The organism is uncultured Pseudoramibacter sp. (assembly GCF_903789625.1).
GTDB classification, from domain to species: domain Bacteria; phylum Bacillota; class Clostridia; order Eubacteriales; family Eubacteriaceae; genus Pseudoramibacter; species Pseudoramibacter fermentans.
In genome coordinates, this window is record NZ_CAIFFF010000001.1 from 18,304 (window position 1) to 33,146 (window position 14,843).

Sequence of the window (14,843 nt, forward strand, 5' to 3'; positions counted from 1 at the left end):
AAACATAGAAAGAGAGAACAATATGCAGGCGTTGAAGGAGACGACACAGCGGAAATACGATAAGCTTAAAGAAGAGCTGAGCGCCATCGGATCGGTGGCCGTGGCTTTTTCGGGCGGTGTGGATTCGACACTGCTCCTGGCCGTGGCCCACGAGGTGCTCGGGGACCAGGCCGTCGGCGTGACGATCGCGTCCAATCTGGTGCCGCCGCGGGAATTGGACGAAGCCAAGGCCTTTTGCGAAAGCCGTGGCATCCGGCACATCCTCTGCCCGGTGGACGCGCTGGAAGTGGAACAGGTGCGCGTCAATCCGCCGGACCGGTGCTATTGGTGCAAACACACGAATTTTTCGAAGATTCAGGAAGTGGCGAAAGAGCTGGGGCTCTCTGAAGTTGCCGAAGGCTCCAACGTGGACGACCTCGGCGATTATAGACCGGGGCTCAAGGCGGTGTCGGAGCTCAAGATTGAAAGTCCGCTCCGGGGCGCGGGGCTGACCAAGGCGGAGATTCGCGAAATTTCCAAGGCAAAGGGTCTGCCGACCTGGGACAAGCCGTCTTACGCCTGCCTGGCTTCCCGTTTCCCCTACGGGCATCCGATCACGGCAGACGGGCTTGGCCGGGTGGACCGGGCCGAACAGTTTTTGATCGATCTCGGCTTTAAATCGATGCGGGTGCGCATCCACGGCGACGAGGACCCGATTGCGCGGATCGAGGTGGCGCCGGAACATTTCGCTGAGCTGATCGCCCAGCGCGACAAAATCGTCCCGGCCTTTAAAGCGATGGGTTTCCGTTACGTGACGATGGACCTTCAGGGCTACCGGGTCGGGAGCATGAATGAAACCCTGAAACGGGCATGAAACGCGTACTGATCTGCCTGGCGGTCGGCTACGGCTGCGGCTGCTTTTTGAGTGCCGCTTTTGCGGGACGCCGCCGAGGGGTCTCGATTTTTCAAATGGGCTCAGGCAATCCGGGAATGGCCAACGCCATGCGCTGCTTCGGGTTTGGCACAGGCATGGCAGTCCTGGCCGGGGATATTCTGAAGACGGTCGCGGCGTGGCTGGTGACGGCACTGCTCTTCGGGCGCACGGCGGCTGTCGCCGGGGTCACCGCCATCGGAGCGGTCCTCGGGCACAATTTTCCGTTTTGGCACCGGTTCAAAGGCGGCAAAGGTGTCGCAGTGACTTGCTCCGGTGTGGTGCTGATGCTGCCGGGATGGGGCTTTGCAGCGCTGATCGCCGGTGCGGCGGCTGTAATCTTGACCCGTTATCTTTGTGTCGGGGCCGTTGTTATACCGGCCGTGTTCATCGCCCCGGCGGCACTCACAGCGGGCCCTGCGGCAGGGTGGATTGCCGCCACGATGACGGCGCTCGCGGTGGTGTCCAATTGGAAAAGCTTGGTGAAAATGCGCAAGGGCACCGAGCCGGAAGTCGATGTGATCGGGCTGATCCGGGAGAAGATCAAGCAAAAATAAGGCGTGGAAGATAGAGAACCAGAGTGAATTAATATGTGGCACAATAAAAGCGCGTGTGAAGTATGATTTCATACGCGCTTATTTTTTTAGAAAAATACTTTACGCGGCGGTGTCGAACTGGCTCATGTAGAGGTCGGCGTAGAAGCCGTTTTGTGCGAGCAGTTCCTCGTGGGTGCCGCTTTCGACGACGTCGCCGTCCCGGAGGACGAGAATCAGATCGGCGTCGCGGATTGTCGAGAGCCGGTGGGCGATGACAAAGGAGGTCCGACCGGTCATGAGCTCGTCCATGGCGCGCTGAATCTGCTGTTCGGTGCGGGTGTCGACCGATGAGGTCGCTTCGTCGAGGATCAACATCGGTTTATTTTCGAGCATGGCCCGGGCGATGGTCAGTTGCTGGCGCTGCCCCTGGCTGAGTTCGGTTTTGTCGTCAAGCATGGTGTCGTAGCCGTCAGGGAGCGTCGCGATGAAATGGTCGAGGCCGACGGCGCGGCACGCCTGATCGAGCTGGCGGTCTGTGATGCCGTCGGTGCCGAAGGTTAAGTTTTCGCGGAGGGTGCCTTCAAAAAGCCAGGTTTCCTGGAGCACCATGCAGAACTGGTCGTGTACCTGTTCCCGGGTCATGTCCCGGGTATCGATGCCGTCGATGGTGATGCGGCCGCCGTCGACTTCGTAAAAGCGCATCAGCAGATTGATAAGCGTCGTCTTGCCGGCGCCGGTTGGGCCGACGATGGCAATTTTTTGGCCGGGTCTGGCCGTAGCCGAAAAGTCGTGAATGATGATTTTGTCCGGGTTGTAGCCGAATTTAACGTGGTCGAAGGTGACCGTGCCCTTAATTTCCGGAAGGGATTTTTGTTTATCCGATTCGTCGGGCATGTTGTCGGCGCTGAGAAAATCGAATACCCGGTTGCCGGCGGCGCCGGCGAGCTGCAGCGACTGGAAGGCCTGGGCAATCTGAGACAGCGGCTGCGTGAAATACCGGACATAGAGCATGAACGCGACGATGACGCCGACTTTAATTTGACCGTCAATGGCAAGCCAGGCGCCGGTGACGCATACGGCGACGTAACCGAAATTCCCGATGAACTGCATCAATGGCATCATCAGGCCGGACATCCCCTGGGCGCGGAAAGCGCTTTGTCTCAGGTGTTCGTTCATTTTGTCGAAGGCGGCCGCTTCATTTGCCGCTTCGTTGTAGACCTTGACAGTGGTGTGATTCGTGAAGATTTCTTCGACGTGGCCGTTGATGGCGCCGAGATCGCTCTGCTGATCGGTGAAATAATGCTGGGAATGGGTCATGATGAATTGCATCAAGAGGAAGCCGATCAGCGAGGCGATCGCAGCGGCGGCCGTCATCGTCAGATTGGTCTTCAGCATCATGACCAGGGCGCCGACGAACATGGCCACCGAGGTGAACAGCATGCCGATCGCCTGGTTAAAGGACTGGCCGATAGTGTCGATGTCGTTGGTCATCCGCGAGAGCACATCCCCGGTGCTGACCTGATTGAAATACGCCATCGGGAGCTGGTGGATCTTCGTCTGGATCGCCGAGCGCAGGGATTGGGAAATCCGCTGGTTGACGGTCGCGAGCAGCCAGTGCTGCAGGAAAGACAGGGCAAAACTGCCGGCGTACATGGCGATCAGCAGCCGGACGATATCCCAGATGCGGTCCATGTCGATGCCGGTCATGAAGCCTTCGGCGATGAGGTTCGTGATTTCTTTAAGCCGGTCCGGTCCGAGGATCATCAGCACTGAGCCGAAAGCGGCAGCAATGACGGCGACGATAATCATCGGGATGAATTTTTTATTGAAGCCGAGGATGCGGCCCCAGCTGGCGCGCAAATCGATTTTTTCTGTCGGAACCCCGAGCTGCGGGCCCGGACCGTGGGGACCGCGGCGGCGGGGCTGCGGTTGATTGTTGTTCATGCGAGTTCCTCCTTTGAAAGCTGTGACAAGGCGATTTGCTGATATTCTTCGCAATTCGCCATGAGTTCATGATGGGTGCCGTTTCCGACGATGGCGCCGTCTTTGATGACGAGGATGCGGTCAGCGTCGCGGATGGTGCCGATGCGCTGGGCGACGATGATTTTGGTCGCGCCGGCACAGGCGGTTTTTAAATTCTCCCGAACCTGACGGTCGGTTTTGTAATCCAGTGCCGAAAAGGCGTCGTCGAAGATCAGAATTTCAGGATCCCGGGCGACGGCCCGGGCGATGGAGACGCGCTGGCGCTGTCCGCCGGAGAGGTTCGCGCCGCTCTGGGCGACGAAGCGGTCGTAGCCCTTTTCATTTTCGGCGATGAAAGAGGCCGCCTCAGCGGTCTGGGCAGCGCGGTGCACGGCATCGCTGTCCGGGGTGCCTTCCGCGGTTTCGCCGAAGGCGATGTTGGAGGCGATGGTCCCCTGGAAAAGTTCGGGGCTCTGGGCGACGTAGCCGATTTTGTCGTTGAGGGAAGCCTCGCTGTAATCCCGAACGTCAACGCCATCAATGAGGACTTGGCCTCCTGTCGTGTCGTAGAAACGGGGGATCAGGTTGATGATCGTGCTCTTGCCGCAGCCGGTTGCGCCGATGAGAGCGACGGTTTCTCCGCGGTGAGCCGTGAAGTCGATGTCGTGAATCACGTCGCGGCTTTCGTCCGGATAGCGGAAATTCACGTGACGGAAGGCAATTTCCCCCCGCTGCCCCGGTTCGCCCTCGGTTCGGCTGCCGGAGACGACAGACGGCTTGGTATCGGTGACTTCGAGAATGCGCTGGGCCGCGACGGAAGCCCTCGGGTAAATCATGTAAATCATGACGAGGAGCATGAAGGCCATGATGACTTGCATCGCGTAAGACGAGAAGACCACCATGTTTGAAAACAACGTGATCTTGTCGGTCATGGCCGCGTTGTTGATCATCACCGCGCCGAGGGCGTAGATGGCGAGGGTCAGTCCGTTGAGCACGGCCTGGATGCCCGGCATCATCAGCGCCATCCGATGCCCGGTGTAAAGGTTGTTGTTCGTCAGATTGTCGTTGACAGTTTCAAATTTGGACGTCTGATACGCCGCGTTGTTGTACGCCCGGATGACTTTCAGGCCCGTCAAATCTTCCCGGGTGACCCGGTTGACGTCGTCGGTCAGGCTCTGAATGCGTCTGAATCGCGGCACGCACATCGAGAGGACAATGCCGATGAGCACAAAGAGCAGGACGACGGCGACGCCGGTGGCCATGGTCCAGGTCGCATTTTTGCCCGCGATTTTCGTAATCGCCCAAACCGCCATGATCGGCGCCTTGACGATGGCGACCATGCCCATCGTAATCAGCAGCTGTACTTGGTTGACGTCGTTGGTCATTCGGGTGATCAGGCTCGACGTCGAAAAATGATGGATCTCCGCCATCGAAAAGTTCTGAACGGCGTTGTAAAGCTTTTTGCGGGTAGCAGCAGAGAAATCCGCGGCGATTTTGGCCGCGATGACGGCGGTGACCCCGCCGGAGAGCAGGCTTCCGAGGGCACAGGCCAGCATTTTGCCGCCGGATTTCAACACCTCGTGGAGTTCGCTGCCCGGGGTTTCAATGAGTTTGGTGATGTCGGTCATGTAATCCGGCAGTCTGAGGTCGAGAAAGACCTGGACGACGATCAGCGCGACGGCGCCGACGAAAAGCGCCCAGTCTCGGCGCCGGATATTTTTAAAGATCCGTAGCATGTTGTTCCTCCTTAAATTGACAGATCATTTGTCCTTTGGTATAGTGAAGACAAGTGTTTAGGTGTGACAAATGTATCACCAAAGGCCGAAAAGGTCAATGCGGTTTTGCACCGAGTGAACAGAAATGGATGAAATGTCTCATCAAAAAAGGAAAAAATAGGAAAAACCAAAATGAACACGAAAGAAAAGCATCAGAATCCGCAATCGGAGCTTAAGAAAAAAGAGGCACTGCGCCTGTCCAACGCCGAATCCAAAGCGCTGACCCGCTCGTGTATCCAGACGGCGCTTTTGATCTTGCTCGGGGAGAAGCGCTACGAGGACATCACGACGACTGAGATCATCAAGAAGTCCGGCGTCTCCCGAGCGGGATTTTATCGGAACTACCACTCGAAGCTCGACGTAATTCAGGATATTCACAATACCCACACCAGCGCGGTGATCGATGTGCTGAAAGCGGTGCAGGCCGGCGCGGAACCGGAGCCCGCTTTTAGAAAACTGTACGAACAGCTGAAATCGGATGAAGAAGAGGTAAAGCTGTTCATGAACATTCACCAAAGGCTGCCAGTCCGGCCGGATTTCGGCCTGTGCAAAGGGGTAGACGATACCGATCCAACGGCCTATTACGCGCAGGTGGCGGCCAACACGATGCTGGCGATTATCATCCGGAGCTGGTTCGTCCGCGGAATGAAGGAGACGCCAGAAGAAATGGCCGAAATCAGCGCCGATATTTACAAACGGCTTCGCGGACATTAAAGCGCCGCACCGGGTTGAATCATCCAAATGATTCAACCCGGTGCGGCTTTTTGTTTTTAAAGATTCAGGCAGTGATCGACAAAGGCCAGGCTTTCCGCGATCACTTGTTTGGCAGGGAGGGTGTCGGTTTCCCGGTCGAAATCGTGGACGTTCCCGGCGGCGACGAAGCGTTCGGGATTGAATTGATTGCACAGCGCGGTGAACTCGGCGAAGGGGACGTCTGGGTCGGCGATGGCGTGGGCGGCAAAGAGCGGCGCGGGCAGCGACGCCACATTGCGCAGCGAGTCGTTCAAATAAAAGAATTTGTCCCGCCCCTTGTAGATCAGGCGGCGCCAGGCGCCGGTTTGTCTCGCGTAGACGTAGAGGCTGTAGTGGGTGGCCATCGGGCCGTCTGCGTGGACGGTCTGGGGGACGGCGTCGAAGGCGTCCTTGGACACCTGGGGCAGCCCGGCGTAATAGGGCGACGGGGTGGTGTCCCAGCGGTCGGTCAGAAAGCCATAGCCGTAATAGGAGAGGATGCCGGCCGGCGGGGTGGGGAGATCCTCGGAGGCGGCGATCATCAGCGCGAGGTAGGCGCCGGCGGAACGCCCCCAGAGGAAATAGGGTAGGCTGTCCAAGCCAAAGATTTCCGGATGCGTGATGTAGCATTTCGCAGAGGCGCGGACGTCGGACAGGATGGTGTCGAGGTCGGCGGCCGGCGCCAGCGGGTAGTCGAAGGCGATGACGGCGAGGCCGGCGCCGGTGAAGGCTTCGATGTGGGCTTCGGGCAGGTCCTCCCGTTCGCCGTAGAGCAGGCCGCCGCCGTGGAAATACAGGACGGCCGCCCGGACCGGCTTTTCAGGATTCAAGTAAACTGTGGCTTTTTTGGTGTAGTCGGGGTGGTTAAGATCGATGACGCGTTGCATGGCGCGCACTCCTTTCGTTTTTAAATTTCTTTATTGATTCTTTAATTTTAAGTTTGACGTGTGGTGTGAGTAAGATGGCGGCGCAAAGGGCCGCAGAATTTAATAGTCATCTTATATCTGATTTGTTTAAAATGCAACCGTCTGAACAAAAAATTAAAATCCGGTTGAAAAATAATAGATTTTTTAAAATTTTTATTAAAATTTGCTTGCATTTTTTCTCAGAACGTGGCATGATAGAGCTATCAAAAGAATTGAAGTTACAGATTTAGTTCAAAATTAAAAAAGGTTGAAAGAGATCGTTTTCGATCCCGAGAAAGTGAGGAATCTTTTATGGGTTATTTAAACAATCAGACGGGTTACCGCGAATCGCTTCTGGACAATCGTTCCATCGTTAAGAAAAACAATTACGTTGTGCTCGAACCAGACGGACTGGTCAAGAACGTGATTCCAGGTTATGAAAACTGCGACACCACCATCCTCGGCTGTCCTGAAATGGGCGCGACTTTTGCGGATTACCTGGTCACCGCTCACGAAGGCGGCAAAAACGCAGCAGGCATCGGCGGCGACGGCATCGAATCCTTCTTATACGTCATCTCCGGCGCAGTGAGCGTCAAGAACGCAGATGAATCCGCAGATCTGACTGAAGGCGGCTACATCTACAGCCCGGCTGACAAGCCAATGACTTTCGAAAACAAGGGCAGCGAAGACGCAAAGCTCTACGTTTACCGCAGACGCTACATCCCGTTGGAAGGCCACAGCGCACACACCGTTGTCGGCAACGCCAACGACATTGAATACATGGATTACGAAGGCATGACCAACGCGCAGAGCAAGGATCTGCTGCCGGCCGGCGAAGATCTGGGCTTTGACATCAACATGCACTTCTTAAGATTTGCACCGGGCGCATCCCACGGCTACCTGGAAACCCACATTCAGCAGCACTCGATGTACTTCCTCCAGGGCAAGGGCATGTACAACATCGACGGCGACTGGATGCCGCTGCAGGCTGGCGACTACGTCTTCATGGATTCCTACGTCCCGCAGGGCTGCTACGGTGTCGGCACAGAAGACTACGTCTACATCTACTCCAAAGACTGCAACCGCGACGTACAGCTATAAACGGACTTTTGACGAAGCTCCGAAATCAATCATTTCGGAGCTTTAAATTGGATTCATATTTAAACGATTAACACAACTTTTAATACGATTTAATACGAGGAGATTGATCATGCGCTTATCGAGAGATGAACTGAAATCATTGATGAAAAACAAATTGATGGCGGCGGGCCTTCACGAAGACGACGCCGACACCACTGCCGAAATTTTAACTTGGTCGGACGAACGGGGTTACCACTCCCACGGCTCAGTCCGCGTTGAATATTACAGCGAACGTATCGCCAAGGGCGGCATCACCGTCGATCCGAAGATGACCTGGAAACAGACCGGCCCTTGCAGCGGCATGCTGGACGGCGACAACGGCATCGGCTACGTCGTCGCGAAACGCGGCATGGCACACGCGATTGAATTAGCTAAAGAAAACGGCGTCGCCATCGTCGGGATGCGCCGCCTCTCCCACAGCGGTTCCATCGGCTACTACACCGAAATGGCCGCGGAACAGGGTTTAGCTGCGATCTCGATGTGCCAGTCCGACCCGATGGCCGTGCCGGTGGGCGGCACCGAACCCTATTACGGCACGAACCCGATTTCCTTCGCGGCACCGTCAGCCGACGGGCGCATCGTTGTCTTCGACATGGCCACAACCGTTCAGGCCTGGGGCAAAATCCTCGACAAGCGCTCCCGCGGCGAATCCATCCCTGACAACTGGGCTGTCGACGAAAAGGGCATTCCTGTAACAGACCCGAACAAGGTCAACGCGCTGCTGCCAATCGCCGGCGCCAAGGGCTACGGCCTGATGATGATGGTCGATATTTTCTCCGGCATTCTGACCGGCGTGCCCTTCGGCGGCCACGTCAGCTCAATGTACCACGATTTGTCCAAAGGACGCGACCTCGGTCAGCTGCACATCGTCATCGATCCGGACCGCTTCTGCGGGAAGGACGCCTTCCTGAAGGCTGTGAGCCAGTCCCTCGACGAACTCCACGCCATTCCGACCGCGCCGGGCTACGATCAGGTGTACTACCCAGGCGAACGGGCCAACATCCGCAAGGAAAAGGCTTACGCGCAGGGCGGCATCGAAATCGTCGACGATATCGTCAAATACTTAAAGAGCGACGACATCCACTACAACCGCTACGATCACAAGAACCGCTTCGCTGAATAAGATCGGTTCCGAGCCAATTCAAAAGGAGAAATTTATGCTGAAAACACTTGTGGAAAAGGGCAGCTATCACGACTCGGTCATGCTGATGCTCTTGACCAATGAATTGTCAAAACTTGACGGCGTTAAAAAGGTTCAGGTCATGATGGCCACCCCGGCCAACAAGGACATCTTCGCCCGGGCCGGCCTCCAGACCGCTGAACTCGACGACGCGACGGCTAACGATATGGTTATCGTCGCGGACATCGAAGACGACGCCCTGCTCGATCAGATGAAAACCCTGGCTGAAGCCTTTTTCGAAGATCAGTCCACCGACAGCGGCAAGGCCGAAGACCAGAGCGTCCACTCCTGGGAAGGCGCGATGCAGAAGCTGCCGGACGCCAATCTCGCGGTGATCTCGATTCCTGGGGCCTACGCCGCCCTCGAAGGGGACCGCGCGATGGACGAAGGCCTCAACGTCTTCATGTTCTCGGATAACGTCACCCTCGAACAGGAAACGGCGCTGAAGCAGAAGGCCCACGCCAAAGGCCTCTGCGTAATGGGACCGGACTGCGGCACCGGCATCATCGACGGCGTGCCGATCGCCTTCACGAACAGTGTCGCCAAGGGCGCCATCGGCATCATCGGCGCGTCGGGCACCGGGATTCAGGAATTGACCTGTATCATTGACCGCCTCGGCGAAGGGGTCACCAACGCCATCGGCACCGGCGGGCGCGACCTGTCGGAAGCGGTCGGCGGCATCACCGTCATGGATATGATCGACGCGATGGAACAGGATGACGCGGTCAAAGTTATGATCGTGCTCTCCAAGCCGCCGGCAAAAGCCGTCCGCGAAAAGATCGAAAACCGCTTGAGCGTCTGCAAGAAGCCGGTGATCACGCTGTTCCTCGGTGAAAAACCTGAACAGAACGAAGAAAACTTCTACCACTGCTACACGCTGGACGAAGCGGCCCGCCTGGCCGTCGCCCTGGTGCGCGGCGAAGACGTCGCGGACGGCAGTGTGCCGATCGCTGTCGGCGATGTATTTGACGCAGCGGATCACAAGACGATCAAAGCCTATTACTCCGGTGGCACCCTGGCCAACGAAGCGGCGATGCTCATCAAGGACGCCCTGGATCTGAAGATTCCGCCGGAAAAGGCCGAAGGCTTTATGCTCCAGCACGACGGCCACGTGGTCGTCGACCTCGGTGACGACGTCTACACCCAAGGCCATCCGCACCCGATGATCGACCCGGCTAAGCGCATCGAATGTATGGAAGAAGCTCTCGACGATCCGACCACCGGCGTCATCCTCTTCGACGTGATGCTGGGCTATGGCTCCCACGCCGATATGGCCGGCGCGTTGATCCCGACGATCAAGAATTTACAGGCGAATGCGGAAGCCGCAGGCCGCAAAATCGTGTTCGTCTCGACCGTGTGCGGGACCCGCAGAGATTTCCAGGATTACGACGACACCGTCAAGAAGCTCAAGGACGCCGGCGTCGTCGTCTGCGAAACCAACAAGCTGGCCTGCCAGGCGGCCATCCACGCCATCGGTCTCGACTTTGACGAACCGGCTAAGCCGACGGTGCCGAGACGTCAGTCAGACGCCAAGGCCGGCACCCCGTCCGACAAGCTGACCGCGATGCTGAAGAGCAAACCGAAGGTCATCAACATCGGGCTCAAGAGCTTTGCCGACGTCTGCGCGGACTTTGGCTGCGAAACCGTCCAGTTCGACTGGGCACCGCCAGCAGGCGGCGACCTCGAAATGATCTCGGTGCTCAATTTCCTGAGAAGCTATACAGAAGGCGGCGAAACCGTCGACGACATGAACCAGAAGGTCATCACCAAAGTCGTCGCGGCCCAGCCAGTTTTGAAGGACAACGTGCCGGCGATGACGGTCATCCCGGAACTGAACACCGATCAGAAGACGATCCTCCACGCCGGACCGCCAATCACCTACGACAAGATGCCGCCGACCGTGCAGGGCTCCTGCATCGGGGGCGTGCTCTTCGAAGAATGGGCCGACAACGAAGACGACGCGAAAAAGCTGCTCGAATCCGGTGAAATCCGGTTCATCCCTTGTCACCACGTGAACGCAGTCGGGCCGATGGGCGGCATCACCACCGCGCACATGCCGGTGTGGGTCGTCGAAAACGAAGCCGACGGCAACCGCGCTTACTGCACGATGAACGAAGGCATCGGTAAGGTGCTCCGCTTCGGTGCCTACTCTCAGGAAGTCATCGACCGCCTGCGCTGGATGCGCGACGTCCTCGGACCGACTCTGAGCCGCGCCCTGAAGACGAAGGAAAACGGCCTGGCCGTAAATCCGATGATTGCCAAGGCCATCGCGATGGGCGACGAATTCCATCAGCGCAACATCGCGGCGTCTCTGGTCTTCCTGAAGGAAGTGGCGCCGGCGATTACCGCCCTCGATATGGATCAAAAGGATAAGGTCGACGTCATCCAGTTCCTGTCGGATACCGACCAGTTCTTCTTAAACATCATGATGGCGACGGGCAAGGCCATTATGGACGGCGCCCGCAAGGTGCAGGAAGGCACCGTCGTCACGGCCATGTGCCGCAATGGCGTCGACTTCGGCATCCGCATCGCCGGCATGGGCGACACCTGGTTCACCGGACCGGTCAACACGCCTCAGGGGCTGTACTTCACCGGCTACGACGGTGAAGACGCCTGCCCGGATATTGGCGACTCGGCCATCACCGAAACTGTCGGTGTCGGCGGGATGGCGATGATCGCGGCGCCGGCGGTTACCCGATTCGTCGGTGCGGGCGGCTACGAAGACGCCCTGCGTACGAGCAACACGATGGCAGAAATCACGATCGCCCACAACCCGAATTACATCATTCCGACCTGGAACTTCAAGGGCGCCTGCCTCGGCCTCGACGCGAGACTGGTCGTCGAAAAGGACATCACGCCGGTCATCAACACCGGGATTGCCCACAAGATTCCGGGCTACGGCCAAATCGGCGCCGGCACAGTCCATCCGCCGATCGAATGCTTCAAGAAAGCCATTTTAGCGTACGCAAAGAAATTAGGATACGAAGGATAATCAATCACAAAAGGTGCGGCGGCGCATGCCGCCGTCTCCCTTTTTACGGTTCAACCATTTACAAAACGGTATCGAAGGAGAGAGGAAATGGAACAACAAACAGTCGTCATCGCCCTCGGAGGCAACGCCCTCGGCAATAACGTCGCCGAGCAGAAGGCGGCCGTGGCGGGAACGGCCAAGGTCATCGTCGACCTCGCAGCCGACGGCTACGCCCTCGTCATCACCCACGGCAATGGGCCCCAGGTGGGCATGATTCAAGACGCGATGGACGCCGCGGCGGCCAACGGAGACGGACAGGTGCCGCTGCCTTACAGCGTCGCGATGAGCCAGGGCTACATTGGCATCGACCTGCAGAACGCGATCAAAGACGAACTGCTCCATCGGGGGATGGATAAAAAGGTGTCGACGATTTTATCCCAGGTGGAGGTCGATCCAAATGATCCGGCCTTTGCCCATCCGTCCAAGCCCATCGGCAAATTCATGACCGAGGCTCAGGCCAAAGCGAAGGCGGCTCAGGGCATCGACGTCGTCGAAGACGCCGGCCGGGGCTGGCGCGAGGTCGTGGCATCTCCGAAACCGAAGCGCATCCGCGAGCTCTTGACAATCAAGACCCTGCTCGCAGCCGGTCACATCGTCATCACCTGCGGAGGCGGGGGCATCCCGGTGATCTGCAAAGACGGGCGCCTCGAAGGCGTCAACGCCGTGATCGACAAGGACGGTGTCAGCGCCCTGCTGGCTGAAAAACTCGACGCCGACGAGCTGGTCATTCTGACGGCGGTGGAAAAAGTAGCGATTCGATTTGGAAAGCCCGATCAAAAATGGCTCGACACCTTAAGTACAGACGAGGCCAGGACGTACATGGCCGCCGGGGAATTCGCGCCCGGCTCGATGCTGCCGAAGGTCGAAGCCGCGGTGCACTTCGCCGAAAGCGGACCGGGGCGCAAATCTTTGATCACCCTGCTCGACAAAGCGGAGGACGGACTCGCCGGCAAGACCGGCACCGTGATCGCCGGGTAAGTCGACAGCTGTTTTAAACTTTAATGTATCAAAGCAGCGGCAGTAATAGTATAATAGAAGAGGACATAAAGGAGCAAACATGCATATTCCAGTAAATTTTCTGACGTGGGCTATGGCCTTTCTGCCGATCGTCGTGCTGATTATCCTGATGGTGAAGTGCCATTGGGGCGCAGCCGAGGCCTCGGCGGTGGGCGTGGTGATCACCGTGATCACCGGATTCGTCTTTTACCGGGCGAACATCGGCCTGGTGGCCTCGGAGATGGCCAAGGGCGTGTGGGACGCGGTAATCATTCTGCTGATTATCTGGGCGGCCATTCTGCTCTACCACGTTGGCGATGAGGCTGGCGCCTACGGCGTCATCCGCGATGGGATGCAGCGGCTTCTGCCCAATGAATTGCTCCAGATTTTGGCGATGGCCTGGATTTTTGAAAGCTTCCTTCAAGGCATCACCGGCTTTGGCGTGCCGGTGGCCGTCGGAGCGCCGCTGCTGATCGGCATCGGAGTCGGCCCGATTTGGGCGGTGATCATGCCGCTGATTTGCCAGGCTTGGGGCAACACCTTCGGCACCTTGGCGGCAGCCTGGGACGCCCTGGCCAATTTTGGCGGGCTGACGGTCGGCTCCGCGATGTACTGGAAGGCGGCCTTCTGGGCGTCGCTCTTTCTTTGGCTCTGGGACATTGCGACCGGGTTTATCATCTGCTGGTTCTACGGCAAGGGCAAAGCGGTGCGCAAGGGTTTCAAAGCCGTGCTGATTCTCTCGACGATTCAGGGCGGCGGCGAATTTCTCCTGTCTCAGGTGAATACGACATTGTGCTGCTTCTTCCCGTCGCTCATCGCGTTGGCGGCGATTTTCCTGCTCGGCCGGATGAAGGATTACCGCGATCCGTGGCGCATCGACGACTCGCCGATCATGAACAGGAAAGCCGCGAAAACAGAAAACGCGGCGCTGCCCGAAGGGATGACATTGGTGCACGCCTTCATCCCCTACGTATTTCTGTCGGCGGTGACGCTGATCGTGCTGCTGGTGCCGCCGATTCACAAGGCCGCCTCGGCCTTCACGATCGGGCTGTCCTTCCCGAAGGAAGTCACCGGCTACGGCTACACGACGGCGGCGGTTGCGTCTTATTCGGCCTTTGCACCGCTGTCTCACGCGAGCTTTTTCCTGTTTTTGTCGGCGGTGGTCGGCCTGGTGTATTACAAGCGCAAGGGCTGGATTCACGCCGGCGGCACGGGCAGGGTCTTTTCGGGCAGTATCGCCATGACGATGCCCTCGGGGATCGCCGTGGTCGGTCTGGTTATCATGTCGAAAATCATGGGCGGCACCGGGCAGACCATCGTGCTCGCCGAAGGGATATCCGGTGTGCTTGGCACGGCATACGTCGCTTTGGCACCTTTTGTCGGGCTCCTCGGCACCTTTATGACGGCTTCGAACATGAGTTCGAATATTCTGTTCGGCAATTTCCAAATGGCTTCGGCCAAGCTGCTCCACGTCAGCCCGGCTCTCGTGCTCGCGGCGCAGACCGCCGGCGCGTCGATCGGCGCGGCGATCAGTCCGTCGAAGATCATCCTCGGGACAACGACGGCGGGCATCCTCGGCAAAGAAGGGGAAGTGCTCAAAAAGGTGATGCCGGTCGCGATTCCGGCGGCGGTGGTCGTCGGGGTGCTGTCCCTTATCGGTGTGCTGCTGTAGAAAG

General features: G+C 57.9%; 11 protein-coding genes. 8 read left to right on the top strand and 3 right to left on the bottom strand.

Features of this window, described 5'->3' with window-relative positions; translation table 11 throughout:
* Positions 1 to 22 precede the first annotated feature (22 nt).
* Together larE and QZX60_RS00110 are read left to right on the top strand one after the other, a co-directional pair.
* Positions 23 to 853, top strand: a complete 831-nt coding sequence (gene larE, locus QZX60_RS00105) for an ATP-dependent sacrificial sulfur transferase LarE (protein WP_295359961.1) — start codon at positions 23 to 25, stop codon at positions 851 to 853.
* Positions 850 to 1,467, top strand: coding sequence for a glycerol-3-phosphate acyltransferase (locus QZX60_RS00110; protein WP_295359963.1), 618 nt, complete (start codon positions 850 to 852; stop codon positions 1,465 to 1,467). Before larE ends, QZX60_RS00110 begins: the two co-directional genes overlap by 4 nt.
* A 99-nt stretch (positions 1,468 to 1,566) precedes the next feature.
* Here the strand turns inward: QZX60_RS00110 and QZX60_RS00115 are convergent, their stop codons facing one another.
* Together QZX60_RS00115 and QZX60_RS00120 are read right to left on the bottom strand one after the other, a co-directional pair.
* Positions 1,567 to 3,390 (bottom strand): ABC transporter ATP-binding protein, encoded by a 1,824-nt coding sequence (locus tag QZX60_RS00115; RefSeq protein ID WP_295359965.1) that lies wholly within the window; start codon positions 3,388 to 3,390, stop codon positions 1,567 to 1,569.
* Positions 3,387 to 5,144, bottom strand: coding sequence for an ABC transporter ATP-binding protein (locus QZX60_RS00120; RefSeq protein ID WP_295359967.1), 1,758 nt, complete (start codon positions 5,142 to 5,144; stop codon positions 3,387 to 3,389). The genes QZX60_RS00115 and QZX60_RS00120 overlap by 4 nt, the downstream gene beginning before the upstream one ends.
* A gap of 171 nt (positions 5,145 to 5,315) precedes the next feature.
* Between QZX60_RS00120 and QZX60_RS00125 the strand changes: the two genes are divergently transcribed.
* Positions 5,316 to 5,897, top strand: coding sequence for a TetR/AcrR family transcriptional regulator (locus QZX60_RS00125; RefSeq protein ID WP_295359968.1), 582 nt, complete (start codon positions 5,316 to 5,318; stop codon positions 5,895 to 5,897).
* Positions 5,898 to 5,953: 56 nt separating this feature from the next.
* Here the strand turns inward: QZX60_RS00125 and QZX60_RS00130 are convergent, their stop codons facing one another.
* A complete protein-coding gene (locus tag QZX60_RS00130) occupies positions 5,954 to 6,802 on the bottom strand; it encodes an alpha/beta hydrolase (protein ID WP_295359970.1) in 849 nt (282 codons plus the stop codon).
* 330 nt (positions 6,803 to 7,132) lie between these two features.
* Between QZX60_RS00130 and allE the strand changes: the two genes are divergently transcribed.
* From allE to QZX60_RS00155, 5 genes are all read left to right on the top strand, one after another.
* On the top strand, positions 7,133 to 7,921 hold the full coding sequence (gene allE / locus QZX60_RS00135; RefSeq protein ID WP_295359972.1) for a (S)-ureidoglycine aminohydrolase: 789 nt from the start codon (positions 7,133 to 7,135) through the stop codon (positions 7,919 to 7,921).
* A gap of 109 nt (positions 7,922 to 8,030) precedes the next feature.
* Positions 8,031 to 9,083, top strand: a complete 1,053-nt coding sequence (gene allD, locus QZX60_RS00140; protein ID WP_295359973.1) for an ureidoglycolate dehydrogenase — start codon at positions 8,031 to 8,033, stop codon at positions 9,081 to 9,083.
* A gap of 34 nt (positions 9,084 to 9,117) precedes the next feature.
* Positions 9,118 to 12,132: a DUF1116 domain-containing protein gene (fdrA, locus tag QZX60_RS00145; protein ID WP_295359976.1), complete on the top strand. Its 3,015-nt coding sequence runs from the start codon at positions 9,118 to 9,120 to the stop codon at positions 12,130 to 12,132.
* Between the two features lie 87 nt (positions 12,133 to 12,219).
* Positions 12,220 to 13,149 (top strand): carbamate kinase, encoded by a 930-nt coding sequence (gene arcC, locus QZX60_RS00150; protein WP_295359978.1) that lies wholly within the window; start codon positions 12,220 to 12,222, stop codon positions 13,147 to 13,149.
* Positions 13,150 to 13,228: 79 nt separating this feature from the next.
* The gene (locus tag QZX60_RS00155) at positions 13,229 to 14,839 is read left to right on the top strand and encodes an L-lactate permease (RefSeq protein ID WP_295359980.1); all 1,611 of its coding nucleotides are present in this window, start codon (positions 13,229 to 13,231) and stop codon (positions 14,837 to 14,839) included.
* The last annotated feature ends 4 nt before the right edge of the window (positions 14,840 to 14,843 follow it).

What these genes read in the sequence shown, in the direction of transcription:
- fdrA (WP_295359976.1), top strand. Translation starts at nt 9,118, where the DNA reads ATGCTGAAAACACTTGTGGAAAAGGGCAGCTATCACGACTCGGTCATG.
- QZX60_RS00130 (WP_295359970.1), bottom strand. Translation starts at nt 6,802, where the DNA reads ATGCAACGCGTCATCGATCTTAACCACCCCGACTACACCAAAAAAGCC.
- QZX60_RS00155 (WP_295359980.1), top strand. Translation starts at nt 13,229, where the DNA reads ATGCATATTCCAGTAAATTTTCTGACGTGGGCTATGGCCTTTCTGCCG.
- QZX60_RS00125 (WP_295359968.1), top strand. Translation starts at nt 5,316, where the DNA reads ATGAACACGAAAGAAAAGCATCAGAATCCGCAATCGGAGCTTAAGAAA.
- arcC (WP_295359978.1), top strand. Translation starts at nt 12,220, where the DNA reads ATGGAACAACAAACAGTCGTCATCGCCCTCGGAGGCAACGCCCTCGGC.
- allE (WP_295359972.1), top strand. Translation starts at nt 7,133, where the DNA reads ATGGGTTATTTAAACAATCAGACGGGTTACCGCGAATCGCTTCTGGAC.
- QZX60_RS00120 (WP_295359967.1), bottom strand. Translation starts at nt 5,144, where the DNA reads ATGCTACGGATCTTTAAAAATATCCGGCGCCGAGACTGGGCGCTTTTC.
- larE (WP_295359961.1), top strand. Translation starts at nt 23, where the DNA reads ATGCAGGCGTTGAAGGAGACGACACAGCGGAAATACGATAAGCTTAAA.
- allD (WP_295359973.1), top strand. Translation starts at nt 8,031, where the DNA reads ATGCGCTTATCGAGAGATGAACTGAAATCATTGATGAAAAACAAATTG.
- QZX60_RS00110 (WP_295359963.1), top strand. Translation starts at nt 850, where the DNA reads ATGAAACGCGTACTGATCTGCCTGGCGGTCGGCTACGGCTGCGGCTGC.
- QZX60_RS00115 (WP_295359965.1), bottom strand. Translation starts at nt 3,390, where the DNA reads ATGAACAACAATCAACCGCAGCCCCGCCGCCGCGGTCCCCACGGTCCG.